The organism is Catenulispora pinisilvae (assembly GCF_015356865.1).
In the GTDB taxonomy this organism is placed as follows: Bacteria; Actinomycetota; Actinomycetes; order Streptomycetales; family Catenulisporaceae; genus Catenulispora; species Catenulispora pinisilvae.
This window is the reverse complement of record NZ_JAAFZA010000160.1, coordinates 1-24,201: the sequence shown is the minus strand read 5'-3', so window position 1 is coordinate 24,201 and position 24,201 is coordinate 1. Positions and strand designations below refer to the sequence as shown.

Annotated in this window: 22 protein-coding genes, 1 tRNA gene and 2 pseudogenes; 15 read left to right on the top strand and 10 right to left on the bottom strand. The window is 70.5% G+C overall.

Annotated elements, in window-relative coordinates; genetic code table 11:
* Positions 1–142: 142 nt before the first annotated feature.
* The 5 genes and pseudogenes from IZR01_RS33315 to IZR01_RS33300 all read right to left on the bottom strand — a co-directional run bounded on the left by IZR01_RS33315 (position 143) and on the right by IZR01_RS33300 (position 4,047).
* Complete coding sequence (locus tag IZR01_RS33315) at positions 143–1,471, bottom strand: PP2C family protein-serine/threonine phosphatase (RefSeq protein ID WP_228560750.1); 1,329 nt, start codon at positions 1,469–1,471, stop codon at positions 143–145.
* A gap of 132 nt (positions 1,472–1,603) precedes the next feature.
* Positions 1,604–2,194, bottom strand: coding sequence for an Fpg/Nei family DNA glycosylase (locus IZR01_RS33310; RefSeq protein ID WP_323747169.1), 591 nt, complete (start codon positions 2,192–2,194; stop codon positions 1,604–1,606).
* A pseudogene (locus IZR01_RS53640) lies at positions 2,195–2,437 on the bottom strand (Fpg/Nei family DNA glycosylase); the annotation flags it as partial.
* Positions 2,438–3,159: 722 nt separating this feature from the next.
* Positions 3,160–3,233: transfer RNA gene (locus IZR01_RS33305), tRNA-Pro, on the bottom strand.
* A 181-nt stretch (positions 3,234–3,414) separates the two neighbouring features.
* Entirely contained in the window at positions 3,415–4,047 is a 633-nt protein-coding gene (locus IZR01_RS33300; protein ID WP_194897566.1) for a mycothiol-dependent nitroreductase Rv2466c family protein, read from the bottom strand.
* A 114-nt stretch (positions 4,048–4,161) separates the two neighbouring features.
* Here IZR01_RS33300 and pepN point away from each other — a divergent pair, with 114 nt between their 5' ends.
* Positions 4,162–6,738, top strand: coding sequence for an aminopeptidase N (gene pepN / locus IZR01_RS33295; RefSeq protein WP_194926174.1), 2,577 nt, complete (start codon positions 4,162–4,164; stop codon positions 6,736–6,738).
* 127 nt (positions 6,739–6,865) lie between these two features.
* Here the strand turns inward: pepN and IZR01_RS33290 are convergent, their stop codons facing one another.
* The 3 genes from IZR01_RS33290 to IZR01_RS33280 all read right to left on the bottom strand — a co-directional run bounded on the left by IZR01_RS33290 (position 6,866) and on the right by IZR01_RS33280 (position 8,299).
* Complete coding sequence (locus IZR01_RS33290; protein WP_194897304.1) at positions 6,866–7,255, bottom strand: DUF5130 family protein; 390 nt, start codon at positions 7,253–7,255, stop codon at positions 6,866–6,868.
* The gene (gene ctaJ / locus IZR01_RS51265) at positions 7,242–7,655 is read right to left on the bottom strand and encodes an aa3-type cytochrome oxidase subunit CtaJ (protein ID WP_228555460.1); all 414 of its coding nucleotides are present in this window, start codon (positions 7,653–7,655) and stop codon (positions 7,242–7,244) included. Before ctaJ ends, IZR01_RS33290 begins: the two co-directional genes overlap by 14 nt.
* A gap of 101 nt (positions 7,656–7,756) precedes the next feature.
* Complete coding sequence (locus IZR01_RS33280) at positions 7,757–8,299, bottom strand: HNH endonuclease (protein ID WP_194897305.1); 543 nt, start codon at positions 8,297–8,299, stop codon at positions 7,757–7,759.
* A 263-nt stretch (positions 8,300–8,562) separates the two neighbouring features.
* On the opposite strand from IZR01_RS33280, the gene IZR01_RS33275 reads away from it, so the two are divergent.
* From IZR01_RS33275 to IZR01_RS33225, 11 genes are all read left to right on the top strand, one after another.
* Positions 8,563–10,704 carry a prolyl oligopeptidase family serine peptidase gene (locus IZR01_RS33275; RefSeq protein WP_194926173.1) on the top strand — a complete coding sequence of 714 codons (2,142 nt, stop codon included), beginning with the start codon at positions 8,563–8,565 and terminating at the stop codon, positions 10,702–10,704.
* 11 nt (positions 10,705–10,715) lie between these two features.
* Entirely contained in the window at positions 10,716–11,645 is a 930-nt protein-coding gene (locus IZR01_RS33270) for an LLM class F420-dependent oxidoreductase (protein ID WP_194897307.1), read from the top strand.
* 51 nt (positions 11,646–11,696) lie between these two features.
* Positions 11,697–12,743 carry a mechanosensitive ion channel family protein gene (locus IZR01_RS33265; RefSeq protein WP_194897308.1) on the top strand — a complete coding sequence of 349 codons (1,047 nt, stop codon included), beginning with the start codon at positions 11,697–11,699 and terminating at the stop codon, positions 12,741–12,743.
* A gap of 60 nt (positions 12,744–12,803) precedes the next feature.
* Positions 12,804–13,703, top strand: coding sequence for an ABC transporter ATP-binding protein (locus IZR01_RS33260; RefSeq protein ID WP_194897309.1), 900 nt, complete (start codon positions 12,804–12,806; stop codon positions 13,701–13,703).
* Positions 13,700–14,587, top strand: a complete 888-nt coding sequence (locus IZR01_RS33255; RefSeq protein ID WP_194926172.1) for an ABC transporter permease — start codon at positions 13,700–13,702, stop codon at positions 14,585–14,587. Before IZR01_RS33260 ends, IZR01_RS33255 begins: the two co-directional genes overlap by 4 nt.
* Positions 14,584–15,864, top strand: coding sequence for a sensor histidine kinase (locus tag IZR01_RS53635; protein ID WP_194926171.1), 1,281 nt, complete (start codon positions 14,584–14,586; stop codon positions 15,862–15,864). Before IZR01_RS33255 ends, IZR01_RS53635 begins: the two co-directional genes overlap by 4 nt.
* Positions 15,857–16,492: a response regulator gene (locus IZR01_RS33245; protein ID WP_194926170.1), complete on the top strand. Its 636-nt coding sequence runs from the start codon at positions 15,857–15,859 to the stop codon at positions 16,490–16,492. The genes IZR01_RS53635 and IZR01_RS33245 overlap by 8 nt, the downstream gene beginning before the upstream one ends.
* Before the next feature lie 2 nt (positions 16,493–16,494).
* Positions 16,495–16,893, top strand: coding sequence for a TIGR03668 family PPOX class F420-dependent oxidoreductase (locus tag IZR01_RS33240; RefSeq protein ID WP_194897313.1), 399 nt, complete (start codon positions 16,495–16,497; stop codon positions 16,891–16,893).
* Positions 16,894–17,045: 152 nt separating this feature from the next.
* Positions 17,046–18,266, top strand: coding sequence for an ROK family transcriptional regulator (locus tag IZR01_RS33235; protein ID WP_228560745.1), 1,221 nt, complete (start codon positions 17,046–17,048; stop codon positions 18,264–18,266).
* A 40-nt stretch (positions 18,267–18,306) separates the two neighbouring features.
* A complete protein-coding gene (locus IZR01_RS33230) occupies positions 18,307–19,575 on the top strand; it encodes a 6-phospho-beta-glucosidase (protein ID WP_194926169.1) in 1,269 nt (422 codons plus the stop codon).
* Positions 19,572–20,513: an N-acetylglucosamine kinase gene (locus IZR01_RS33225; RefSeq protein WP_194897316.1), complete on the top strand. Its 942-nt coding sequence runs from the start codon at positions 19,572–19,574 to the stop codon at positions 20,511–20,513. The genes IZR01_RS33230 and IZR01_RS33225 overlap by 4 nt, the downstream gene beginning before the upstream one ends.
* Positions 20,514–20,705: 192 nt before the next feature.
* Here the strand turns inward: IZR01_RS33225 and IZR01_RS33220 are convergent, their stop codons facing one another.
* Positions 20,706–21,134 (bottom strand): OsmC family peroxiredoxin, encoded by a 429-nt coding sequence (locus IZR01_RS33220; protein WP_194897317.1) that lies wholly within the window; start codon positions 21,132–21,134, stop codon positions 20,706–20,708.
* A 71-nt stretch (positions 21,135–21,205) separates the two neighbouring features.
* Positions 21,206–22,777, bottom strand: a complete 1,572-nt coding sequence (locus tag IZR01_RS33215; RefSeq protein WP_194897318.1) for a DUF2079 domain-containing protein — start codon at positions 22,775–22,777, stop codon at positions 21,206–21,208.
* A gap of 148 nt (positions 22,778–22,925) precedes the next feature.
* On the opposite strand from IZR01_RS33215, the gene IZR01_RS33210 reads away from it, so the two are divergent.
* The 3 genes and pseudogenes from IZR01_RS33210 to IZR01_RS51255 form a co-directional block, all read left to right on the top strand.
* Positions 22,926–23,315 (top strand): globin, encoded by a 390-nt coding sequence (locus IZR01_RS33210; protein ID WP_194926168.1) that lies wholly within the window; start codon positions 22,926–22,928, stop codon positions 23,313–23,315.
* A 62-nt stretch (positions 23,316–23,377) separates the two neighbouring features.
* Positions 23,378–23,731 (top strand): DUF6204 family protein, encoded by a 354-nt coding sequence (locus IZR01_RS33205; RefSeq protein ID WP_194926167.1) that lies wholly within the window; start codon positions 23,378–23,380, stop codon positions 23,729–23,731.
* 229 nt (positions 23,732–23,960) lie between these two features.
* Positions 23,961–24,201, top strand: a pseudogene (locus tag IZR01_RS51255) (hypothetical protein); the annotation flags it as partial.

Sequence of the window (24,201 nt, the reverse complement as noted above, 5' to 3'; positions counted from 1 at the left end):
GCGTGGTTGGTGCGCGGCGTGGTTGGTGCGCGGCGTGGTTGGTGCGCGGCGTGGTTGGTGCGCGGCGTGGTTGGTGCGCGGCGTGGTTGGTGCGCGGCGTGGTTGGTGCGCGGCGTGGTTGGTGCGCGGCGTGGTTGGTGCGCTAGGTGCGCCAGACGACTACTAGGGCGCGGTCGTCTTTGACGTTGGGGGCCACTTCGTTGATGAGGCGGTCGGCGCCGCCGGTGAAGCTGGCGGTGAGGCGGGTTTCGGCGGCGCCTAGGAGGCGGTCCAGGCCTTCGTCGAGGTCGCGGCCGGGGCGTTCTACGAGGCCGTCGGTGAATAGGAGGAGGGCGTCGCCTCGGTCCAGGCAGCCTTCGGTGGCTGGGAATTCGGCGTCGTCGAGGATGCCTAGGAGGGGGCCTTCGGCTTCCTCTATGGACCAGCGGCCGGTTTTCGCTGTGAGGCGGGCGATCGGGGGGTGGCCTGCGCTGTGGAAGCGGTAGTGGCCGGTTTCCAGTTCGACCACCAGGTGGACGGCTGTGGCGAAGCCTTCGTCCCAGTCTTGGCGTAGGAGGTACTTGTTCGCCGAGGTCAGGAAGTCGCGGGAGGGGACGGTGCCCAGGAGGCCGCCGAAGGCTCCGGACAGGAGGAGGGCTCGGGTGCCGGCGGCCAGGCCCTTGCCGCTGACGTCGACGAGGCCGAGTTCGAGGGTCTGGCCCTGGGTGAGGGAGTCGTCGGTGTCGGCGTCGGCTGAGGTGGTGGCGAAGGCCGACTCGGCCGAGGCGGAAGCTGAGGCGGGAGTCGGAGCAAGGGCAGAAGGCGGGGCGGGTGACCCGGCGGCGGAGGATTGCACGCTCCCGATCGGGCTCTCAGTAGCCTGCGGCCGCCGCTGAGCCGGAAACACCGGGTGCGAAAGCGCGGCGATCAGGAAGTCACCGGCGAACGACTGCCCGCCCGCCGAGCGGATCGACATATCGACGTGCCAGTCGGTCGGCAGGCGTGGGACCAGGCCCTGAGCGCGTAGCCGCTCCCGCAGGTCCAGCAGCATCGCCTCGCCGCGTGTGCCCTGCACGCCGAGTCGCAGGCGTGAGCGGGACGTCAGTATCACCAGCGCCGCGGTGGCGAACACGGCCAGCGCCGCGCCGAAGGCCACGCCGGCGCGCTCCCGGTGCCAGGACACGGCCATCAGGACCGCGATGCAGATCACCAGGAGCAGCAGCTGGCCGCGTAGCTTCATCAGCAGGCCGCCGGCCAGGACCGGGAGGGCGAGCATCGCCGGGGTCCAGGCTTCGGGGAAGGCGATGGTGAGCATGCCGAAGCCTGCGGCGACCATGCCGAGGGCCGGCAGCAGGTAGAGGTCCGAGGCCATGGCGTGGTCGGTGAGCCAGCGGGCGATGCGGCCGTCGCCGAAACGGGCGGCCAGACGTTGGCGGCGCCGCCCGGGGGCCGTGGGCCTGCCGGGCCGCTCATTCCCCGAGTCCGCCGTCATGCGCGAACCATATCGGGAGTACGGCCTCTTCGTCACCCTGCGATCACCGCACGGTCACGGTGCGCTGCCGGTGCGTTGCCGGTCCGCCGCCGCCTTGTCCAAGCGGTGACTTTCGGTGCGCCGCCAGGGTGTTCAGGCCGCGGCCTTCTGGCACGTCGGACACCAGAACAAGTTGCGGTCCCGCACTCCGGCCGTGGCCACCGGCGTGCCGCAGACCAGGCACGGCTGCCCGTTGCGCCGGTACACGTACACCTCGCCGCCGTGGTCGTCCTTGCGCGGCGGGCGGCCCATCGCCTCCGGCGTGTGCTGCGGCCAGACGGTGTCGATCCGGCCGATGCGCGTGCCCTCGGCCATCAGCGCGACCAGGTCCGCCCAGATCCCGTCCCACTGCTCGCGGGTGAGGTCGCGGCCCTTGAGGTAGGGGTCGAGCCCGGCTCGGAACAGGACCTCGGCGCGGTAGACGTTGCCCACGCCGGAGAGCACCGGCTGCTCCATCAGCAGTTCGGCGACCGTCAGTGAGCTGTTGGAGAGCTTGCGCCAGGCGAGGTCCGGATCGGCGTCGGCGCGCAGCGGGTCCGGGCCCAGGCGGCGCAGCAGGGCGGTCCGTTCGTCGGGGCCGTACAGGTCGCACGCGGAGGCGCCCCGCAGGTCGGCATGTCCGGATTTGCCCTCCATCCGCAGCCGCACCTGACCCACCACCGGACCGGCCGGTTCGGCCGCCACATGGAACTTCCCATACAAACCCAAGTGGACGTGGATCCAACGGTCGGGGCCGAAACCGATGAACAAATGCTTCCCGTGCGCCTCAGAACCGGCATAAGGGAGATCCGCGACCAGTCGCGCGCTGGCTTCAAAACGCCCCTGCGGGCTTCTGACCTCGGTCAAAGGGGATTCAGAGGTGAGTTCAGGGGTGAAGACGTCGTCGAGTTTGCCGGCAAGACGGTGAATCACGTGACCTTCGGGCATACCTAAGGACACTACCCGTCCCCACCGACAGCGGATCACGACGAAGGCGGCAGCCCGATGACCATTGAGAGCCTCGGCCGCAAAGGCGGCCCCAAGCCCGGGGACCTCGGCCTGCCGGCCGGGCGCCACGGCAGACGGCCGCAGCCGGAGACCCGGGTCATGCCCACCGCGCGGCCCAAGCCGGCCCCGCCGCGGACGCCGCCGGGCAGCGGGGAGGCGCGTCGGGCGGTGCCGCAGCCGCCGGCACCGAGGCCTCAGGGACCCCAGGGACAACAAGGCCAGGGACCGGGACCCCAGAGCCAGAGCCAGCAGGCTCGGCCGGGGATGGGGATGCGAGGGGCGCAGAGCCCGCAGGGCTCACCGGGCCAGCCGCAGGACCGGCAGGGCCAGGGCGGCCCGCAGGCGACGCAGGCGCACGCCCACGTCACCGAAGCGAGGCCGGCCAGACCTGCCGAATCGCCGAGCAGCCGGGATCGGGGACCGGGGCAGAACCAGGGGTCGGGACAGCAGAAGCCGCGCGGGCGTGGAGACGGGAAAACGGAGAACCGAGGCGACCGCTCCCTCTATGACGGAGGCTCCCCGTCGGCGAACCGACTGGGTCCGGCGAAAGCGATGCGCGCCAGGGACGTTTCACGCCCGCGAAACTGGTAAACAGGGTGGGACCAGGACAGGTAGGCCGAAGGCCCGGCGACCGTTCAGGTCGCCGGGCCTTCCGCGTCATGTCGGGATGACAGGATTTGAACCTGCGACATCGTGCCCCCAAAGCACGCGCGCTACCAAGCTGCGCCACATCCCGCGGTTCTCGCGACAGCAGGTTAGCACTGAGGTAGTCCTACAGTCCTGACGGTTTCGGCGGGGAGTGGCGGGAACCATATAGCCGGTCCCCGCCTGCGCACTCCTCTATAGCGTGTCCCCTTCTATAGGGATCGCTCCTAGATGCCCCCTCAGCGATGTCCCAGATATCGCAGATGTCCCGCTCAGTCGAAGATCGGGTCCTGAGTCCGGGTCCGCTTGATCTCGAAGAAGCCGGGCGTGGACGCCACCAGCAGGCAGCCGTCCCACAGCTTGCCCGCGTCCTCGCCCTTCGGGGCCGGGGTCACGACCGGGCCGAAGAACGCCACTCCGTTCACCGCCACCACCGGGGTACCGACGTCCTCGCCGACCAGACCGATGCCCTCGGCATGCGACTTGCGCAGCGCCTCGTCGTAGCGGTCGGTGTCGGCGGCGTCCGCCAGCGAGGCCGGCAAACCGGCCTCCGCCAGCGCCTCGACGATCACCTCGCGGGTGAACTCTCGGCCGCCGGGGTGCTTGCGGGTCCCCAGCGCCGTGTAGAGCGGGAGCACGTACTCGTCGCCGTGCTCCTGCTGGGCCGCGATCACCACCCGGACCGGGCCCCAGCCCTGGTCCATCGCGTCGCGGTACTGCTGCGACAGGTCGCGGTGCTCGTTGAGCACCGACAGCGACATGACGTGCCAGCGCACGTCCACCGGCCGGATCTTCTCCACCTCCAGCATCCAGCGGGAGGTCATCCAGGCCCAGGGGCACAGGGGGTCGAACCAGAAGTCGGCCACGGCGCGCGGCGCGGCCTGTTCGGGGGTAGGAGAGCTCATGTCCCAAGTCAACGCCATCGGACCTGCAGGTAATCCCGCGGGCGCTCATAAGGGCGATCGTGCAAGGATCGATGGCAAACACTTCGACTCAAAGCGATAAGGAGCCGTGCAAGGGTGCCCGGTATCAATCTGACCCGCGAAGAAGCCCAGGAGCGCGCGGCGCTGTTGGAGGTCCAGTCCTACGAGGTGAGCCTGGACTGGTCGAACGCCCCGGATCCGGAGGCGAAGACCTACACCTCCGCCACGACAGTGCGGTTCCGGGCGAACACCCCCGGCGCCTCGACGTTCATCGACCTGATCGCCCCCGGCGTGCGGGAGATCTGGTTGAACGGGCAGCCGGTGGACCCGGCCGAGGCCTTCAAGGACAGCCGGATCGCGCTGTCGAACCTGCAGGCGGACAACGAGCTGCGAGTGGTCGCCGACTGCGCCTACATGAACACCGGCGAGGGCCTGCACCGGATGATCGACCCGGTCGACGGCGAGGCCTATCTGTACACGCAGTTCGAGGTGCCGGAGTCGCGGCGGGTGTTCCCGGCGTTCGAGCAGCCGGACCTGAAGGCCACCTTCGCCTTCACCGTCCAGGGCCCCGAGGCCTGGCAGATCTTCTCCAACTCCCCCACCCCGGAGCCGCGATCCCAGGGCGACGGCACGGCGGTGTGGGCCTTCGAGGCCACCCCGCGGATCTCCTCGTACATCACCGCGCTGGTCGGCGGCAAGTACCACGTGGCACGCTCGGAGCACACCACCAAGCGCGGCCAGAAGATCCCGCTGGCGGTGGCCGTGCGCACCTCGCTGGCCGAGTACCTGCGGCCGGAGGAGATCTTCGAGATCACCGGCCAGGGCTTCGACTTCTTCACCGAGAAGTTCGACCGGGACTACCCGTTCGCGAAGTACGACCAGCTCTTCGTGCCGGAGTTCAACGCCGGTGCCATGGAGAACGCCGGCTGCGTCACCTTCCGCGAGGAGATGATCTTCCGGTCCAAGGTCACCAACGCCGCCTACGAGCAGCGCGCCGAGGTCATCCTGCATGAGATGGCCCACATGTGGTTCGGCGACCTGGTCACCATGCAGTGGTGGAACGACCTGTGGCTGAACGAGTCGTTCGCCACCTTCACCTCGTTCTACGCGCAGACCGCCGCGACCCGGTTCAAGGACGCCTGGACCACCTTCGCCAACGGCGAGAAGTCCTGGGGCTACCGCCAGGACCAGCTGCCCAGCACGCACCCGATCGTCGCCGAGATCCGCGATCTGGACGACGTGATGGTCAACTTCGACGGCATCACCTACGCCAAGGGCGCCTCGGTCCTGAAGCAGCTGGTGGCCTGGGTCGGGGACGACCACTTCTTCGAGGGCGTGCGCGCCTACTTCAACCGCCACCAATGGGGCAACACCACGCTGGCCGACCTGCTCGGCGCGCTGGAGGAGACCTCCGGCCGGGACCTGAAGGAGTGGGCGAAGCTCTGGCTGGAGACCGCCGGGCCGAACACCCTGCGGCCGGTGTACGAGCTCGACGACGCCGGCGACTTCACCTCCTTCACCGTGGAGCAGGAGGGCTTCTCCGAGGAGTTCCCGACGCTGCGCCCGCACCGGCTGGCGATCGGCCTGTACAACCTGGTGGACGGCGCCCTGGTCCGCACCGACCGGGTCGAGCTGGACGTCACCGGGGCCCGCACCGAGGTCGCCGACCTGGTCGGCAAGGCCCGCCCGGCGCTGGTCCTGCTCAACGACGACGACCTGACCTACGCCAAGATCCGCCTGGACGAGCACTCGATGGCGACCCTGGTGGACCACGTCGGCGACTTCGCCGAGTCGCTGCCGCGCACCCTGTGCTGGAGCGCCGCGTGGGACATGCTGCGCAACGCCGAGCTGGCCGCCCGCGACTACCTCAAGCTGGTCCTGCGCGGCGTCGGCCGGGAGTCCGACATCGGCGTGGCCCAGTTGCTGCAACGGCAGGCCAAGTCCGCGGTCGAGCTGTTCGCCGACCCGGCGTGGCGCCCGACCGGGCAGGCCATGCTGGCGGACGCTTCGTGGGAGCACTTGAAGGCCTCCGAGCCCGGTTCGGACTTCCAGCTGGCCTGGGCCCGTTCCTTCGCCGGCACCGCGCTGACCGACGAGCAGTTGGCCTACGTCGCCGGGCTGCTGGACGGCTCGCAGACGCTGGAGGGCCTGACCGTCGACACCGAACTGCGCTGGACCCTGCTGCTGGCGCTGGTGGTCGGCGGCAAGGCGGACGTGCCGGAGATCGAGGCGGAGCTGGAGCGGGACAAGACCGCGACCGGCGAGCGGTACGCGCTCCAGGCCCGCGCCGCCCGGCCGACCACCGAGGCCAAGGCCGAGGCCTGGGCGTCGGTGGTGGACGGCGACACGCTGGCCAACCACACGGTCGCCTCGGTGATCGGCGGCTTCCAGTCGGTGCCGGCGGACAAGCGCGAGGAACTGCTCAAGCCGTACGTGGCGAAGTACTTCGCGTCGGTCGAGGGCACCTGGAACTCGCGCACCCACGAGATCGCCACCCAGATCGCGACCGGGCTGTTCCCGACGTTCGTGATCGAGCAGGCGACGCTGGACGCCACGCAGACGTTCCTGGACACCGCGCAGCCGGTGCCGGCGCTGCGGCGGCTGGTCGTGGAGTCCGCGGACACCATCGGGCGCTGCCTGAAGGCGCAGGAGACGGACCGCTTGGCGGGCTGAGTCCGGTAAACGGCCGAGTCCGGTCAGCGGCCTGAGTCCGGTGAACTGAACCGGGGACGGTCGAGAACGACGAAGCGGCCCGGGCGGGGAAACCCGCCCGGGCCGCTTCACAGCATTGGGGAACCGGCTACGGCTGGTCGGCGTGCAGCACCGGCGCCTTCTGCGCGTGCTCCATCAGCGACCCCAGGCCGTTGACGATCCCGCCGGCGAGGTCGCCGACCGCGAACGTGGAGGCCATGGCGGCCGCGGCCAGGCCGGCGGCCCGGTCGTCGACCCGGCGCTTGGCGTCCACGCCGGTGACGATCTGGAGCTGGTTGCGGCGCGGGTCGATGACGACCAGCACGGCGGTGTCGGCGTCGGCCAACTGCCGGTGCAGGCGCACCGCCTGGGCGTGCAGGTCGCCCTCGACGGAGCCGACGTAGACCGAGAACTTCAGCCCGCTCTGCTGCTCGGCGGTGGCGATCGCCTTGGCGATGTCCTGCTCCTGACGGGCGCTGAAAGCGTCACCAGCGGGCACTGGCGCCTCCCTCGGTCTGGGCCTCGGAGTAGGCCGTGAGCTCCTTCAGCGAGGTGCCGGTCAGCGCGCGCTCGGCGGTGTCGCCGCGCTCGTCGCGCGGGCCGCCGAACCAGACCGGCGCCGCCCACCAGCTCAGCTGGTGCGGGCGGTAGCGGTTGCCGCGGGCGATGGACGGGGCGAGCACCAACAGCGCGATGACACAGAAGATCGCAGCCGGGATGCCGATGTAGACGAGGATGGTGGCGACGGCGGACATGCCGGGACCGGGGTCGTCGCCCGCGTCGCGGTGCAGGGCGAATGCCGGGGACGCCAGCAGCAGGGGCACCGCCGCCAGCGAGCCGAGGGTCGCCGCACGCAACGCCCGGCGCGTCCGCGCTTCGGGGGTGGTCGGTGGTTTCACGGCTCCACGGTATCTGACGTGGTCTCACGCCGGAAAAGCAGGGGCCGCCCCCGGCTGGCCGGGAGCGGCTCCTGTGCGGTGCGGAGCTATAGAGATTCAGGTCAGGCGGCCGCGAACGCGCCTTCCAACCCGTGCCCTTTGGCCTCACCGCCGTACGCCTCGAGATAAGGCGACCAGCGCGGGTCCTGTCTTCCTGAGGACAGAATCCGCCAAGCCGAGCCGGCCGGCTGGGCCGGAGGCCGGCGCATGCGCCACCCCAGGTCCGGCAGCGGACGGTCCGCCTTCACATGGTTGCAGCGTCGGCAGGCCGAGACCACGTTGTCCCAGGCGTGCTGTCCGCCGCGCGAACGCGGGATCACATGGTCGATACTGGTAGCGGGCGCGTCGCAGTAGACACACCGGCCGCCGTCGCGGGCGAAGATGGCGCGCCGCGTCAGCGGCACCGCCCGGCGGTTCGGCACCTTGATGTAGCGGGTGAGCCGGATCACCGAGGGCGCGGGCATCGACCAGGTGGCCGCGTGGAGCAGGTCGCCGGATCCCTCAAGGGTGACGGCCTTGTCGCTGAGGATCAGAACCACTGCGCGGCGTTGGCTCACGACGCATAACGGCTCATATGAAGCGTTCAAAAGAAGTGCGTGCGGCACTGATGGCCTCCTGACCGAGTCCGACGCGTGGCTCGCGCCGGAGCTAACGTTCCCGACCAGCTTCCAGCACGCCCTTTAGTGCGCTGATGCCTCAGCTGGCGCATCAGCGCACGTCGGAACACGTGTCCGCGGATCGGTTCACGGGTAGATCCAGTCTGTCCGCTGTTGTGGTTCCCGCGCTACCAGATTTCACGCACATCTTCAAAATCATGTGTCACGAGAGGGTTAACGCAGATCGACTACAAGACATAGTCTTCTCAGGCATGTCGTCCTTTGCATACCCGCAGGCCGAACGCCTCGCGGCGGCCGATCACCTACACGGCCGTGACGTAGCCGATCCTTATCGCTGGCTGGAAGACCCCGAGGACCCCAGGACCGAGCTCTGGTGCGCCGGGCAGGACTCGTTGTTCACCGAGGCCCGGCGGGGCTGGCCCGCGGTTCCGGCCTTCACCGAACGGCTGGGCGCGCTGATGGCGACCGGCGACGTCTCGCCGCCCTACTGGCGCGGCGAGCGCCGTTTCGTCACCCGGCGGCTGCCCGACCAGGAGCACGCGGTGTTGCTCGCGGTGGAGCCCGACGGCACCGAGCGGGTGCTGGTCGACCCGACAGCGCTCGACCCTTCCGGCACCACGACGCTGGACGGCTGGCAGCCGTCGATGGAGGGCGACCGCCTGGCCTACCTGATCTCCGAGGCCGGGACCGAGGAATCGGTCCTGTACGTCGTCGACGTCGACACCCTGGACCGGCTCGAAGGCCCGATCACCCGTGCCAAGTACACGTCGGTGGCCTGGCTGCCCGGCGGCGAGGCGTACTACTACGCCCGCAGGCCGCACCCCGACACTGTGCCCGAGGGCGACGAGCAATATCACCGCCGTGTGCACCTGCACAAGGTCGGGACCGACCCGGACGCCGAGGACGTCGAGATCTTCGGCGCCGGTCAGCCCAAGACCAGCTACTACGACATGTCGGTGACCCGGGACGGCCGCTGGCTGGAGGTGAGCGCCCACGCCGGGACGGCGCCCCGCGATGACATCTTCGTCGCCGACCTGACCGCGAGCTCCCCCGAGCGCCCCGCCCTGACCCCGGTCCAGGTCGGGGTGGACAACCTGACCTCGGTGGACATCTGCGAGGCCGACTCCCCGCTGGCCGGCAGCGCCTTGCTGTGGACCGACCGGGACGCCCCGCGCCGCCGGATCTGCGTGGCCCCGGCCGGCGACCTCCGTTACGAAAACTGGCGCGAGCTGGTCCCGGAGGACCCCGAGGCCGTCCTGGACTCCTACGCCCTGCTCGACGGCCCGGAGCTGGAGCGGCCGCTGCTGGTCGTGGCCCGCACCCGGCACGCGGTGGCCGAGCTGGCCCTGCACGACGCCCACACCGGCGAGAAGGTCGCCGACATCCCGCTGCCGGGGCTGGGGACGCTGGCCGGGCTGAGCACCCGGCCCGAGGGCGGCCACGAACTCTGGTTCGGCTACACCGACTTCACCACCCCGGTGCAGATCCACCACTTCGACGCCCGCACGCGCCAGACCACCGTGTGGGAGCGCCCGCCGGCCGAGGTGGAGATCCCGAAGGTCCGCACGCGGCAGGTCACCTACACCTCGAAGGACGGCACCGAGGTCCGGATGTTCGTCATCGACGGCGACGACGGCGACGGCGACGGCGACGACAGCACCGGCCCCAAGCCGACCATCCTCTACGGCTACGGCGGCTTCAACGTCCCGATGACCCCGGGCTACAGCGCGCGGATCCTGGCCTGGGTACAGGCCGGCGGCACCTACGCCGTCGCGAACCTGCGCGGCGGGTCCGAGGAGGGCGAGGAGTGGCACCGCGCCGGGATGATGGAGAACAAGCAGAACGTCTTCGACGACTTCCACACCGCCGGCGACTGGCTGGTCGACAACGGCGTCACCACCCGCGCCCAGCTCGGGATCTTCGGCGGCTCCAACGGTGGTCTGCTGGTCGGCGCAGCCCTGACCCAGCATCCTGAGAAGTACGCGGCAGTGGTCTGCTGGGCCCCGTTGCTGGACATGATCCGCTACGAGCAGTTCGGCCTCGGCGTCACCTGGAACGAGGAGTTCGGCACCGCCGAGGACCCCGAGCAGTTCGGCTGGCTGATCGCTTACTCCCCGTACCACAACGTGCACGAGGGCACCGCGTATCCGGCCACGCTGTTCCCGGTCTTCGACGGCGACAGCCGCGTCGACCCGCTCCACGCCCGCAAGCTGGCCGCCGCGCTCCAGCACGCCACCTCGGCCCCGGTCACGGAGCGTCCGGTGCTGCTGCGCCTGGAGCGCGAGGCCGGCCACGCCGCCCGCAGCGTCTCCAAGACCGTGGGCGTCTACGCCGACATGTGGGCGTTCCTGGCCGCGCAGTTGGGGCTGGAAGAGAGCACGCCGGCCGTGTAAGTCTGGGCCTTATGGATCTTCGAGTACTCACGGAACCGCAGCAGGGCGCCACGTACGACACCCTGCTGCGGGTCGCCCGCGCCGCCGAGGACCTGGGCTTCGACGGTTTCTTCCGCTCCGACCACTACCGGGCGGGCGGGGCGGCCGACGGGCTGCCGGGTCCCACCGACTGCTGGACCACGCTGGCCGGGCTGGCCCGCGAGACGACGCGGATCCGGCTGGGCTCGCTGGTCACCCCGGCGACGTTCCGGCTTCCCGGGCCGCTGGCGATCCAGGTGGCGCAGGTGGACCAGATGTCCGGCGGCCGGGTCGAGCTGGGCATGGGCGCCGGCTGGAACGCCGACGAGCACGTGGCATACGGGATCCCGTTCCCGGACAACCGGTTCGACCACCTCGAGGAGCAGCTCCAGATAGTCAAGGGGCTGTGGAGCACGCCCGCCGGCCAGACGTTCTCGTTCAAGGGTGAGCACTATGAGCTCACCGACTCCCCCGCGCTCCCCAAGCCGACGCAGCACCCGCATCCGCCGATCATCGTCGGCGGCCGCGGGCCGAAGCGGACGCCGCGGCTGGCCGCGATGTACGCGTCGGAGTACAACTCGAACTTCCGGCCGGCGGATCAGGTCGCGGAGAGTTATGTCCGGGTACGCGAGGCATGCGATGCGGTCGGCCGCGATCCGGACACCCTGGCACTGTCCGTGACCTTGGTCGTGGCCTGCGGAAAGACCGATGCGGAGAGCGAGCGGCGGGCTGAGGCGATCAGCCGGAAGGCCGCGGCGAACCAGACCGTGCTGCGGCTGACTCCGGGGCGGCTCGTCGAAAAACTTGGCGAATATCACGCGATCGGAACGCGGCGCGTCTACCTGCGCACTTTCGACCTCGACGACCTCGACCAGTTGGAACTCCTCGCGGACGAAGTCCTGCCGCACGCGCGGATCCTCTAATCTGTCGATGTTTTCCTACGTCTATCGCACGAGTCCGTGAGGCCCGAACCAGTGTCCGCCGCAGTCTCCCTCATCGCCGCCGCGCACAAGTCACCCGCGTCGGGCGGTCCGAGCACGCCGCCGCCCCCCGATCCGACCGGCGACCTGACGACGCGGGTGGCCAAGGCGAGCAACTGGTTCAGCGACCACTCGGGCGTGATCATCTCCGACACGATCGCGATCGTGTCGATCATCGTCGTCTCGCTGCTGATCCGGAAGGTCACGCTGACCTTCATCCGCCGCACGGTGGAGAAGGCCGCGATGCGCGCGGAGTCCAAGCCCGGCCGGTTCCTGGAGAACGGGCTGCTGATGGGCGCCGAGCGCCGGATGCAGCGCACCCGGGCCCTGGGCGGGGTGCTGGGCAGCATCGCCAGCGTCACCATCATGATCATCGCGGCGCTGATGATCATCCAGCAGCTGCACATCTCCACCGGGCCGATCCTGGCCTCGGTCGGCGGCCTGTCGGTGGCGATCGGCTTCGGGGCCCGGGACGTGGTCACCGACCTGCTGGCCGGGATATTCATGATCATGGAGGACCAGTACGGGGTCGGCGACTTCATCGACGCCGGCGACGCCAAGGGCACCGTGGAGGAAGTCGGGCTGCGGGTCACGCAGCTGCGCGACATCGACGGCGTGGTCTGGTACGTCCGCAACGGCACGATCAAGCGGATCGGCAACCAGTCCCAGGGCCACGCGCGCGCCATCGTGGACGTGCCGGTCTCCTACACCGAGAACCCGCAGCGGGTCCGGGACGTCATGGTCGAGTCCGCGCACCAGCTGTTCGAGGACCCGATGTGGAAGGACAGCTTCCTGTCCGAGGCCCCGACCGTGGCCGGCATCGAGTCCATCGAGGGCGACCACATGATGATGCGCGTCAGCATGCGCACCGCCCCGCGCAAGAGCTCCGAGGTCGCGCGGGAGCTGCGCTCACGGCTGCTCGCGGCGTTCGACGAGTCCGGGGTGAAGGTCGGCGTGACCGCGGCCAGCGGGACCAACGGCGCCGAGGACGTGGTTTCCGTGGTGCCCCAGCAACCCGTGAAGGGTCCATCGATCGGTTGACCCCCCGGTTCAACCGGTAGCACCTCATGCCGGGGCCCCCTCGGGGGCCACTGTGGAGGCATGACCACAGCACTGCGCGTCAGGGGACTGCGCAAGAACTACGGGGACGCCGCGGCGCTCGCCGGCGTCGATCTGGACGTCGCCGCCGGCGAGATCTTCGCGTTGCTGGGACCGAACGGCGCCGGCAAGAGCACCGCCGTGGAGATCCTGGAGGGGCTGCGGGCCCGCGACGGGGGCGAGGTGTCGGTACTGGGCGTGGACCCGGCCGCGGCGGACTACCGGTGGCGGGCCCGGATCGGGGTCGTCCTGCAGGAGGCCCGCGACTTCACGATGCTGCGGGTCGGCGAGGCCGTCCGGCAGTTCGGCGCCTACTACCCGGCGCACCGCGATCCGGACGAGGTGATCGCGGCCGTCGGGCTCACCGAGCAGACCCGGACCCTCACCTCCCGGCTGTCCGGCGGCCAGCGGCGCCGGCTGGACGTGGCGCTCGGCATCGTCGGCGGCCCGGAACTGCTGTTCCTGGACGAGCCGACCACCGGCTTCGACCCGGCCGCCCGGCGGCAGTTCTGGGAGATGATCCGCTCGCTGCGCACCGCCGGGACCACGATCCTGCTCACCACGCACTACCTGGACGAGGCCGAAGCCCTGGCCGACCGGGTCGGGGTGCTGGCCAAGGGCCGGCTGGTGGAGGTGGCCTCGCCGGAGCGGCTGGGCGGCCGGGACCACGCCCAGGCGATCGTGTCCTGGGACGAGGACGACCGGCGCTGCCAGGAGCGCACCGCGGAGCCGACCCGGTTCATCGCGGAGCTCTCGACGCTGTTCCGGGGCGAGATCCCGGGGCTGTCGGTGGTGCGGCCGTCGTTGGAGGACATCTATCTGGGGCTGATCGGGTCGCCGGAGACCGGATCGCCCGAGGCCGGACCGCAAGAGACCGGAAAGCCGGAGGGAAGCGCGCGATGAGTGCCATGACGTCGGGACAGACAGTCGAAACGGTGGGGGCCGTGATGGGGACGGGGACGACTGACAATGCGGGCCCGCAGCGGGCCCCGTGGCGTGAGGTCTGGCGGATCGGCCGGGTCCGGATGCGGGTCGAGGTGCTGCAACTGACCCGCAACACCGGGCTGCTGATCTACACCTTCGCGCTGCCGGTGGTGATGCTGCTGCTGTTCGGGTCGATCTTCCGCGGGAAGATAGCCGGGACCTCGGCGACCTACCAGCAGGTCTACGCGACCGGGATGATCGGCATGTGCGTCATCAACGGCGCGTTGCAGAACCTGGCCTACCAGGTGGCCACCGAGCGCCACACCCGGGCGCTGAAGCGGCTGCGGAGCACGCCGATGCCTGCCGTGTCGTACTTCCTGGGCAAGGTGGCCTCGGTGCTGGCCGCGACGCTCGCGCAGGTCGCCGTGATGCTGACGGTCGGGGTGGCGGTGATGGGGCTGCACCTGCCGACTTCCCTGGGCAAGTGGCTGACCTTCACCTGGGTGCTGCTGCTCGGCTGCACCGCGTGCAGCCTGCTGGGCATCGGGCTGAGCGGGCTGATCCGGTCCGAGAACGGCTCGGCGGTGGTGTGGCTGCCGATCATGGTGTTGCAGTTCATCTCCGGTGTGTTCATCGTGTTCTCGACCCTGCCCAAGCCGGTGCAGCAGATCGGAGCGGTGTTCCCGGTGAAGTGGCTGTGCCAGGGCATGCGGTCGGTGTTCCTGCCGGACTCGTTCAAGTACTCCGAGCCGGCCGGATCCTGGGAGCACGGACGGCTCGCCCTGGTGCTGACCGCCTGGTGTGTGGTCGGCTTGGTGATGTGCCTGAAGACGTTCACGTGGCGGGGAAGGGACGACGGGTGATCCAGCCCGCCGAGGCGGCGGTCGGGCCGAACGGCCCGGCCGCCCTGGCCGTGTCCTCCGGACCGGAGGACCCCAAGCCCGGGCGGACACCGGCACCGGCCCTGGACGCAGTCGAGGAGGACCGCCGCGAGTCCTATCGCTCCTGGCAGCGGATCGCCTTCATCTGGGCCGTCGCCTGGCACTTCTCGCTGACGGTCGCGGTCGTCCTGGTCGCGGTGGAGCACCGGCCGCTGTGGCTGTACGCGGCGCTGGCCGGGATGTCGGCGTCGTACCTTCTGCTCCAGCACCCGTGGCTTCTCGACCGCCGGGAACCCCGCGCCGCCAAGGTCCACCTGGCGATCGTGTGCACACTGTCCTTCGCCATCGTCTGGGGCGACCCGAGCCTGACCTTCCTGGCGCCCGTCGTGCTGTCCCAGTTCTCGCCGCACTCCGGGTTCGGCCTGCGCGGCATCGAGATCCTCGCGATCGCGGCGGCGGGGCTGACCCTGCCGATCGCCCTGCGCGGCGGCCCGTCCTGGGGCAGCCTGGCGGCCTGGGGACTAGCCGCCGGATCAGCGCTGCTGATCAACCTGTTCATCGGCGGTTTCTTCGTCGAGATGCTGAAGGACAACGACCGGCGCGGCGACCTGATCCGGGAGTTGGAGGCCACCCGGGCCGAACTGGAGCAGGCCCACCACGCCGCCGGGGTGCTCGAGGAGCGGGAGCGGCTGGCCCAGGAGATCCACGACACCCTGGCGCAGGGCTTCACCAGCCTGCTGATGCTGGTCCAGGCCGCGGAGGCGACGCTGGACAGCGATCCGGACACCACCCGGGAGCGCCTGGAGCTGGCCGCCCGGACCGCGCGGGAGAACCTGGCCGAGGCCCGGGCCCTGATGGGCGGCGACCCGACCGCCGGGCTGCCGCTGGACACGGCGTTGCGGCGGGCGGCGGCCCGGATAGGCGAGGAGCTGGGCATGGCCACCGCGGTCGACATCGGCGGGAGCCCGCGGCCGCTGACCGCCAACGTGCAGGTGGTCACGCTGCGGGTGGCGCAGGAGGCGCTGGCCAACGTCCGCAAGCACGCCCGGGCCGATACGGTCACACTGTGGCTGACCTACGGCACCGAGCAGCTGACCCTGGCCGTCGAGGACGACGGGGTCGGGATGGCCGAGCAGTCGTGCGACGGCTTCGGGATGCGCTCGATGCGCAAGCGGGTCGAACAGGTCGGCGGCGAGCTGACCATCACCAGCGCACCCGGCGCCGGGACGCGGGTCGAGGCGGAGGTGCCCTATGAGTGAGTCGCGAGCGGGTCTGCGGGTCCTGATCGTCGACGACCACCCGGTGGTCCGCGCCGGGCTGACCGGCATGCTGGCCGCCGAACCGGACCTGGACGTGGTGGCCGAGGCCGCCGACGGGGCCGAGGCCGTGCGGCTGGCCCTGGAGCTGGTGCCGGACGTGGTGCTGATGGACCTGCGGATGGCCGGCATGGACGGCGTCCAGGCCACCGCGCGGCTGGCCGCCGAGGCCCCGGCCATCAAGGTCCTGATCCTGACCACCTACGACACCGACGCCGACATCGTCCGGGCGGTCGAGGCCGGGGCGACCGGCTACCTGCTCAAGGACACCCCGCGCGCGGACCTGGCCGAGGCCGTCCGCTCGGCCGCCCGCGGCGAGACGGTCCTGGCCCCGGCGGTGGCCGCCAAGCTGGTCAGCCGCATGCGCCAGCCCGCCGCGCAGCCGCTGACCCCGCGCGAGCGCGAGGTGCTGGCCCTGGTCGCACGCGGGCTGGCGAACGCCGAGATCGGGCGCGAGCTGTTCATCAGCGAGGCCACCGTGAAGACCCACCTGGTCCGGGTGTTCGGCAAGCTCGGGGTGGACGACCGCACGGCGGCGGTGACGAAAGCGATGGCCCAGGGGTTGTTGTAGCCATGACCCCCGAGGAGGCGAGAGCCATCTTCCTGGCCGAGCCGCACGCGATCTTGGCCACCGCGGACGCCTCAGGCGTCCCTCATCTGGTGCCGGTAGTCTTCGCCGCGGTCGGCGACGCTCTGGCGCTGGTGGTGGACCACAAGCCCAAACGCTCCACCGACCTGAAGCGATTGCGGAACATCCAGGCGAACCCACACGTCTCCTTATTGACGGAGCACTACACCGCCGACTGGAGCGCTTTGTGGTGGGCCCGCGCCGACGGCACGGCCCACGTCAGCCCGCTGACGCCGGAGGTGCTGGCCGCGTTCCAGCGGAAGTACCCGCAGTACCGTGCGATGCCTCCGCAGGGCCCCGCGGTCGCCGTCACGGTCGCCAAATGGTCCGGCTGGACGGCCTGATCTGTATTGCTTGATCAATCGTCATAGCCTGATCAGTCGTCATAGCTGATCGATCGCCGTAGCCGGATCAACCGTCGCCGCGGAGGGAAGACTCTTGACGGGCGGGGTCGGGACCGCTAACCTGCCTTTTCGTTAGTAAACTTTCCTAATAGATGAGCGAAGGCACGGGAAGCGGGGAGGAGAATGCCGCCGTGGCCAATCCTGACACCACCCCCGGTACCCCCCGCCTGCTGCGGTCCATCAACGATCGGTCGGCACTGGAACTGCTCCTGGAGCACGGTCCGCTGACCCGCACCCGGATCGGCGCGCTGACCGGGCTGTCCAAACCCACCGCCAGCCAACTCGTGGACCGGCTGCTGACCGCCGACCTGATCGTGCCGGCCGGCACCGCCGCCGGCGGCCCCGGACCCAGCGCGCAGCTGTACGCGGTGAACCCCGCGGCCGGACACGCCGGCGGGGTCGACGTCACCCACACCCGGGTCACCGCCGCGATCTCCGATCTGACCGGCGAGGTGATCGGTGAGTTCGAGGTGGCGGTGGTCGGGCGCACCGCGGCCGGCAGCGTGGAGCGGGTGCGCGACGCGCTGCACGGCGCCGCCGAGACCGCCGGGCTGAACCCGGACGCGGTGCGGCACGTGGTGATCGGCGTGCCCGGCGCCCCGCACCCGGAGACCGGCCAGCTCGGCTTCGCCCGCGACCTGCCCGGCTGGCACGGCGGCAATCTGGCCCGGCTGCGCGAGCTGCTGGGGGTGCGGGTCGAGGTGGAGAACGACGTCAACCTCGCCGCCATCGCCGAGCAGCACCTGGGCCAGGCCCGGGGCTCGGAGAACTTCGTGGTGCTGTGGCTGGGCAACGGCATCGGGCTGGCGATCGTGCAGGACGGCCGGTTCGTGCGCGGCGCCACCGGCGGGGCCGGCGAGATCGGCTACATGCCGGTCGCCCTGGACCCGGCGGACCCGCTGGCGCACACCGCCAAACCGGTGAAGAACACCTTCCAGAACATCGCCGGCCGCCCGGCCGTCCTGCAGCTGGCCCGCGAGCACGGCATCCGCGTCGAGGACCATTCCGAGGCGGTGCGCCGGGCCGTGGAGACCGGCAACGAGGCGATGCTGACCACCCTGGCCGGCCGCGCGGCGCGCGGGCTGGCCCCGGTGCTGGCGGTCCTGGACCCCTCGCTGGTCGTCCTGTCCGGCGGCACCCTGCGCGCCGGCGGCGACCTCCTCAAAGACCTGATCACGCACGAGCTGCACGCGGTCGCGGTCCCCCGCCCGACGCTCGCGGTGTCCACCGTGGAGGGCAACCCGGTCCTGGCCGGAGCCATCCACGCGGCGCTGCGGACGGTGCGCGAAGACCTCTTCAACCGCGGGGTGTAGCCAGGGCATTGGACGACATGGACCGGGACAGGAGCCTGATATGAAACTCGCGGTTGTCGGCGGTGGGTCGACGTACACGCCGGAGCTGGTCGACGGGTTCGCGCGGCTGCGCGACACGCTGCCGCTCACCGAACTGGCGCTGATCGACCCGGCCGCGGACCGGGTGGAGCTGATCGGCGGGCTGGCCCGCCGGATCTTCGCCAAGCAGGGCCACCCGGGCATCGTGACCACGCACACCGAGCTGGAGCCGGGCATCGAGGGCGCGGACGCGGTGCTGATCCAGCTGCGGGTCGGCGGGCAGAGGATCCGGAACGTGGACGAGACCTTCCCGCTGGAGTTCTGCTGCGTCGGCCAGGAGACCACCGGGGCCGGCGGCTTCGCCAAGGCGCTGCGGACCGTGCCGGTGGTGCTGGACATCGCCGAGCGGGTCCGGCGAATAGCCCCGCAGGCCTGGATCATCGACTTCACCAACCCGGTCGGCATCGTCACCCGCGCGCTGCTGGACGCCGGGCACCGCGCGGTCGGGCTGTGCAACGTGGCCATCGGCTTCCAGCGCCGGGCGGCCGCGCACCTGGGGGTGCAGCCCTCGCGGATCAAGCTGGACCACGTCGGTCTCAACCACCTGACCTGGGAGCGCGGGTTCTATCTGGACGGCGAGGACTTCCTGCCGAAGTACCTCGGCGAGTCGCTGGAGGAGATCTCGCACGACATCGAACTGCCGGCCGAGCTGATCCGCCGGCTCAACGCGATCCCCTCCTACTACCTGCGCTACTTCTACGCCCACGACATCGTGGTCAAGGAGCAGATCGACCAGGTCGCCAAGGGCGAGAACCGGGCCAAGGCGGTCGCGGCGGTGGAGGCCGAGCTGCTGGCGCAGTACGCGGATCCGACGCTGGACACCAAGCCGGAGGCGCTGAGCAAGCGCGGCGGCGCGTTCTACTCCGAGGCCGCGGTCGAGCTGCTGGCCTCGCTGCACGGCGACCTCGGCGAGGAGCTGGTGGTCAACGTCCGCAACGCCGGCACCTTCCCCTTCCTGGCCGACGACGCGGTGATCGAGGTCCCGGCGATCGTCGACGCCTCCGGAGTGCGCCCGGCGCCGCTGCGCGCGCCGATCGAGCCGCTGTACCGGGGCCTGATCGGACACGTTTCCGCCTACGAGGAGCTGGCCGTGGCCGCGGCGATCAACGGCGGCGTGGACCGGGTCCGCACCGCGCTGCTGGCGCACCCGCTGGTCGGGCAGGCGGACCTGGCGGACAAGCTGGCCGACTCGCTGGTCGCCAAGAACCGTGATTTCCTGCCGTGGGCATGAGTCGGGCGGCCGTCCTGGCGATCGACGGCGGGAACAGCAAGACCGAGGTGGCGCTGGCGACGGCGGACGGGACGGTGCTGGCCTGCGTCCAGGTGGGCGGGTTCACGCCGCACCTGGACGGGGTGGCCGGGGCGGTCTCGGCGGCCGCGGCCGGCGTGGCGCTGATCCGCGCCGAGCTGGGCCTGGCCGCCGACGAGCCGCTGGCCGAACTGCTGGCCGCCTACGTCGCCGGCGCCGACTTCCCGGTCGAGGTCGAGGCGCTGAGCGCGGAGTTCGCCGGGCGCGGCTGGGCCGAGCGGACCGTCGTCGACAACGACTCGTTCGCGCTGATGCGATCGGGGACCTCGCGGCCCTGGGGAGTCGCGGTGGTCTGCGGCGCCGGCATCAACTGCGTCGGCATCGCCCCGGACGGCCGGCACGCGCGCTTCCCGGCGCTGGGCACGCTGTCCGGCGACTGGGGCGGCGGCCCGGGCCTGGGCGAGACCGCGCACTGGTACGCGGTGCGGGCCGAGGACGGCCGCGGCGCGCCGACCGTGCTGCGCAAGGCGGTGGCCGAGTACTTCGGCTGCGCCTCGATGGCCGAGCTGGTGGAGGCCATCCACTTCGGCCGGATCGCCGAGGACCGGTTCGGGGAGCTGGCACCGCTGGTGTTCGAGGTGGCCGGGCTCGGTGACGAGGTGGCGCTGTCGATCGTGGATCGGCTGGCCGACGAGGTCTGCGCGTGGGCGTTCGCGGCGATGGGCCGACTGGACCTGATGGACGCCGAAGTCGAGGTGGTACTCGGCGGCGGGGTGCTGCGGGCGCGGCAGCCGTTGCTGACGGCCGGGATCGAGCGGCGGTTCACCGAGCGCGCGCCGCGCGCGGTGCTCACCGTGGCGACCGAGCGGCCGATCCACGGGGCGGTGTTGCTGGGGCTGGACGAGTTGGCCCGGCGGTAGGCGTCGCGGCTGCGGTAGCCGTCGCAGGTGCGGTAGGGGTCGCGGCTGCTGTAGGTGTCGCAACTGCGGTAATTGTACGGCCTCGGCGCTTATGCGCCGGATTCGTCTCCTGAGATGACTGAGGTCCCTGTCCTGCGACAGGGACCTCAGTCATTCGCTTGTCTTACCTACCGCTCATCGCGCCCGGCGGGCTCAGACGAGCGCGGCGTCCAGGGTGATGGACGGCACGCCGGCCAGCGCCTTGGAGACCGGGCAGTTGGCCTTGGCGGTCTCGGCGGCGGTCTGGAAGTCCTCGGCGCTCAGGCCCGGCACCGAGGCCCGGACCACGAGCCGGATGGCGGTGATGCCCTCGCCGGGCTGGAAGTCGACCTCGGCGTGCGTGTCGACCTTCTCCGGCGGGGTGCCCGCGCCGGCCAGGCCGTGCGAGAGGGCCATCGAGTAACAGGTGGCGTGCGCGGCCGCGATCAGCTCCTCGGGGCTGGTCTCCGCCGCGGTGTCGGTGGCACGCGACGCCCAGGTGACGTCGAAGGTGCCACTGTGCGACGAGGCCAGCGTGACGTTGCCCTTGCCGTCGAGGAGGCTCCCCTCCCAGTGGGTGTCGGCCTTGCGCGTAGTCGCCATAGATGTCCCTACCTTCTACCTTGCAGCCGAAAGCTTCTGACGCGATCCTCTCACGCGGCCCCCGGGCGTGCTCAGTCAGTCCGTTTGAACACGTACACGTTGTCGGCGGGGTCGGCGAACACCTGCTGGTAGTCGTAGCCGGGGTGCCGGGCCAGGACGAAGTCCAGCGGCGAGGGCTCTCCCGCCCAGCCCGATCGGTCTATGTCGAAGGCCTCGTAGTCGGGCGGGACGATGATGTTCGAGTTGCCGATCCACAGCGCGTCGGTGCGGGCCGCGAGCGCCGGCAGCATGGCGACCGTGGTCTCCACGGTCACCCCCGACGGGACCAGTGCCTCGGCCCGTTTGATGGCCTTGGCGCGCGCACTGGGGAACCAGGTCTCGTGCTGCCACAGGTCGTTCAAGGGGAAGGACTGGGTCAGCGCGACGGCGATCCCGAGCATGACGACGGCGCCGTGCCTGAGTTGGGCGTCGCCGATGGTGCGGAGCCAGCTCTGCTGGGGTGGGGAGGCCACGGGGGCGTCGGCGGCCTCGGGTGCGGCGGCGTCGGCCTCAAGGTCGGCGGCCGAGGCCGCGGCCTCGGCGGCGCGTTCGCGGGACTCCTTGATCAGGATCAGGCCGTGGATCGCGGCGGCGAAGACCACGACCATCGGGACGACGCTGTAGTGGAAGTCCGTGCCCCAGTATGACGGCATGACGTTGACGAAGCGGGCCACCAGCGCCGGGACCGCGAGCAGGACCAGCGGGGAGCGCAGGGCGACGAAGGCGACCGGGAGCAGCGTCATCAGAACGGTGCGCTCTTTGACCCCGATGCCGTTGATGAACTGTCGCGGGACACAGGTGAAGAGTTTTCCGACGCCGGTGTGGAGTTGGGGATTGAGGCAGCCGCCTTCGTTCCAGTACTCGTAGACGCCGTTCGGGTTGAAGTGCGGGATGACGACCTTCACGAGGAGGGAGGTCGTCAGTACGCCCAGCGCGACGCCGGAGGCGAGGACCGCTCCTTGGGTGACGATGCGGCCCGAGTAGCGGGTACGGACCAGGACTATCGCGATGATGATCGGGACCAGGAGCGCGAGATCTTCTTTGACGAAGAGGAGTGGGAGCGCCCACAGGATGGTCCGACGGTAGTCCCTGCGGATGTACGCGCAGAGACTGAACGCTATAGCGGGAACGGCGAAGGCGACCTCATGGAAGTCGAAGTTCGCCGCCTGGACGACTCCCCAGGACAGCCCGTAGGCGATCCCGATTGCGTACCCCTGATAGCGGCCCAGGAAGTCGATAGCGGTTCTGGTGAGCGGAACGGCCGCGAGGGCGAGGAGTACGGACTGCGCTACCAGAAGGGTGACCGGGGTGGGGAAGACCCGGAAGAACGGGCCCAGGAGCATCAGGATCGGGTGCCAGTGGTCCCCGAGGAGATCCATGCGCTCGCCTCTGATGCCGACCATCGGCGCCTGGAAGTGCGCGTAGTCGCGGACTGCTTCCGTGAAGATGCCGAGGTCCCAGGACATGGTCTCGCGGCGTTCGTAGCGGAGTATGGCGATGAGGGCGTAGAGGACGAACGCACCCGCAGCGATGAGCCAAGGGGCAAAGCGTGCGATTTTGGCCGGCGGTCCGTCTTCCTCGAATTCCGCGGAAGCACGGGGCATAGGCAGCCTGGGCAGGCGAAGGCCGGTGGGCACGGGCGCGTTCTCGGGCGCGTTTCCGGGCTCCGTGAACCCAGTATCCAGCGCTTTTGATTCCCCCGGCATGGATGAAGCATAGAACCCGCCCTCTGAACGATGGGAGAATGGCCGCGTGAGTGATCGCGAGGAACCCGTCACGTTCTACGAGGCGGTCGGCGGCGCGCCGACCTTCCGCAAGCTGGTCGCGCGCTTTTACGAGGGCGTGGCGACCGATCCCCTGCTCCGGCCGATGTATCCGGAGGAGGACCTGGGCCCCGCCGAGGAACGCCTACGGATGTTCCTGGAGCAGTACTGGGGCGGGCCGACGACCTACTCGCAACAGCGCGGGCATCCGCGCCTGCGCATGCGCCACTTCCCGTTCAAGGTGGACCCGGCGGCGCGCGACGCGTGGCTGACCCACATGCGGGTGGCCGTGGACGAGTTAGAGCTGCCGCCGCTGTACGCCGCGGAGTTGTGGGACTACCTGGTCCGCGCCGCGCACAGCATGGTCAACTCCGAATAGTCCGAATAATCCGAATGGAAAACCGCTCGTGGCGCCGCCCTACGACGCTTAGGGTCGGCACTATGGACGAACGCACCTTCCGGGTCATGATCCGCGGCTCCTTCGACGCCCTGACGGACGAGCAGCGCGCGGCCCTGCTCGCCGAGGCGGCGGAGCACGACGTGCTGAACGCGGCGTTCACCCCGGAAGGCGGGCTGACCTACGACCTGTCGATGCGGCCCTTCTTCACCTTCCGCTACCTGGAGCGCGGTGAGCGCGAGGAGGACATCGTCGCCGCCGGGGAGCGCGCGCAGGCCAAGGCGGAGCGGTGGCTCGGCGAGCGCGGGTACGGCTACAAGAGGCTGAAGGTCAGCGCCGAGGACATGGATTTGATGCCGTTGGCGAAGCGGCAGCGGAAGGCTCGGGCTGCGGGGTAGGGCGGCGGGCTCGGGCTTCGGAGTAGGGCGGCGGGCTCGGGCTTCGGAGTAGGGCGGCGGGGTAAGGCTGCGCGAGTTGCCTCACATGCGGCGGTCGGCACGAGTTTGCTGCGGCGCGGGGGAATTCGTGGCGTGAGCTGCTGATGGCAGCGCGTTCTCGTGATGAGTGGCTACTTTTAGCCACCGTATGACCACTCTACGCATGGCGCCGTTTGTCTAGTTTGAGGTGATGCGTTCCGCACGTCACCGCACACTCCTCCGCCCCGACCGTCGACACCCGCTGTTCATCGCGTCTGGTGCCGGCGTGCTGCTGGCATTGGCCGCCGTCGCCAGCACTGCCAGCGCCGCCGCGCCCGATCTTCTCGCCGCGCGGATGCACCCGGCGCCTGCCGCAGCGCCGCAAACCACACCGGAGGCCGCACCAGAGCCGGCGCCCACTCCCCCGCCCGCCCCGAAGCCGACCCACGTGT

Coding starts and splice junctions, on each gene's coding strand:
- IZR01_RS33275 (WP_194926173.1), top strand. CDS start 8,563: ATGTCGTCCTTTGCATACCCGCAGGCCGAACGCCTCGCGGCGGCCGAT.
- IZR01_RS33240 (WP_194897313.1), top strand. CDS start 16,495: ATGACCCCCGAGGAGGCGAGAGCCATCTTCCTGGCCGAGCCGCACGCG.
- IZR01_RS33225 (WP_194897316.1), top strand. CDS start 19,572: ATGAGTCGGGCGGCCGTCCTGGCGATCGACGGCGGGAACAGCAAGACC.
- IZR01_RS33260 (WP_194897309.1), top strand. CDS start 12,804: ATGACCACAGCACTGCGCGTCAGGGGACTGCGCAAGAACTACGGGGAC.
- IZR01_RS33220 (WP_194897317.1), bottom strand. CDS start 21,134: ATGGCGACTACGCGCAAGGCCGACACCCACTGGGAGGGGAGCCTCCTC.
- IZR01_RS33245 (WP_194926170.1), top strand. CDS start 15,857: ATGAGTGAGTCGCGAGCGGGTCTGCGGGTCCTGATCGTCGACGACCAC.
- IZR01_RS33300 (WP_194897566.1), bottom strand. CDS start 4,047: ATGAGCTCTCCTACCCCCGAACAGGCCGCGCCGCGCGCCGTGGCCGAC.
- IZR01_RS33315 (WP_228560750.1), bottom strand. CDS start 1,471: ATGACGGCGGACTCGGGGAATGAGCGGCCCGGCAGGCCCACGGCCCCC.
- IZR01_RS33235 (WP_228560745.1), top strand. CDS start 17,046: ATGAGCGAAGGCACGGGAAGCGGGGAGGAGAATGCCGCCGTGGCCAAT.
- IZR01_RS33255 (WP_194926172.1), top strand. CDS start 13,700: ATGAGTGCCATGACGTCGGGACAGACAGTCGAAACGGTGGGGGCCGTG.
- IZR01_RS33230 (WP_194926169.1), top strand. CDS start 18,307: ATGAAACTCGCGGTTGTCGGCGGTGGGTCGACGTACACGCCGGAGCTG.
- IZR01_RS33270 (WP_194897307.1), top strand. CDS start 10,716: ATGGATCTTCGAGTACTCACGGAACCGCAGCAGGGCGCCACGTACGAC.
- IZR01_RS33205 (WP_194926167.1), top strand. CDS start 23,378: ATGGACGAACGCACCTTCCGGGTCATGATCCGCGGCTCCTTCGACGCC.
- IZR01_RS33215 (WP_194897318.1), bottom strand. CDS start 22,777: ATGCCCCGTGCTTCCGCGGAATTCGAGGAAGACGGACCGCCGGCCAAA.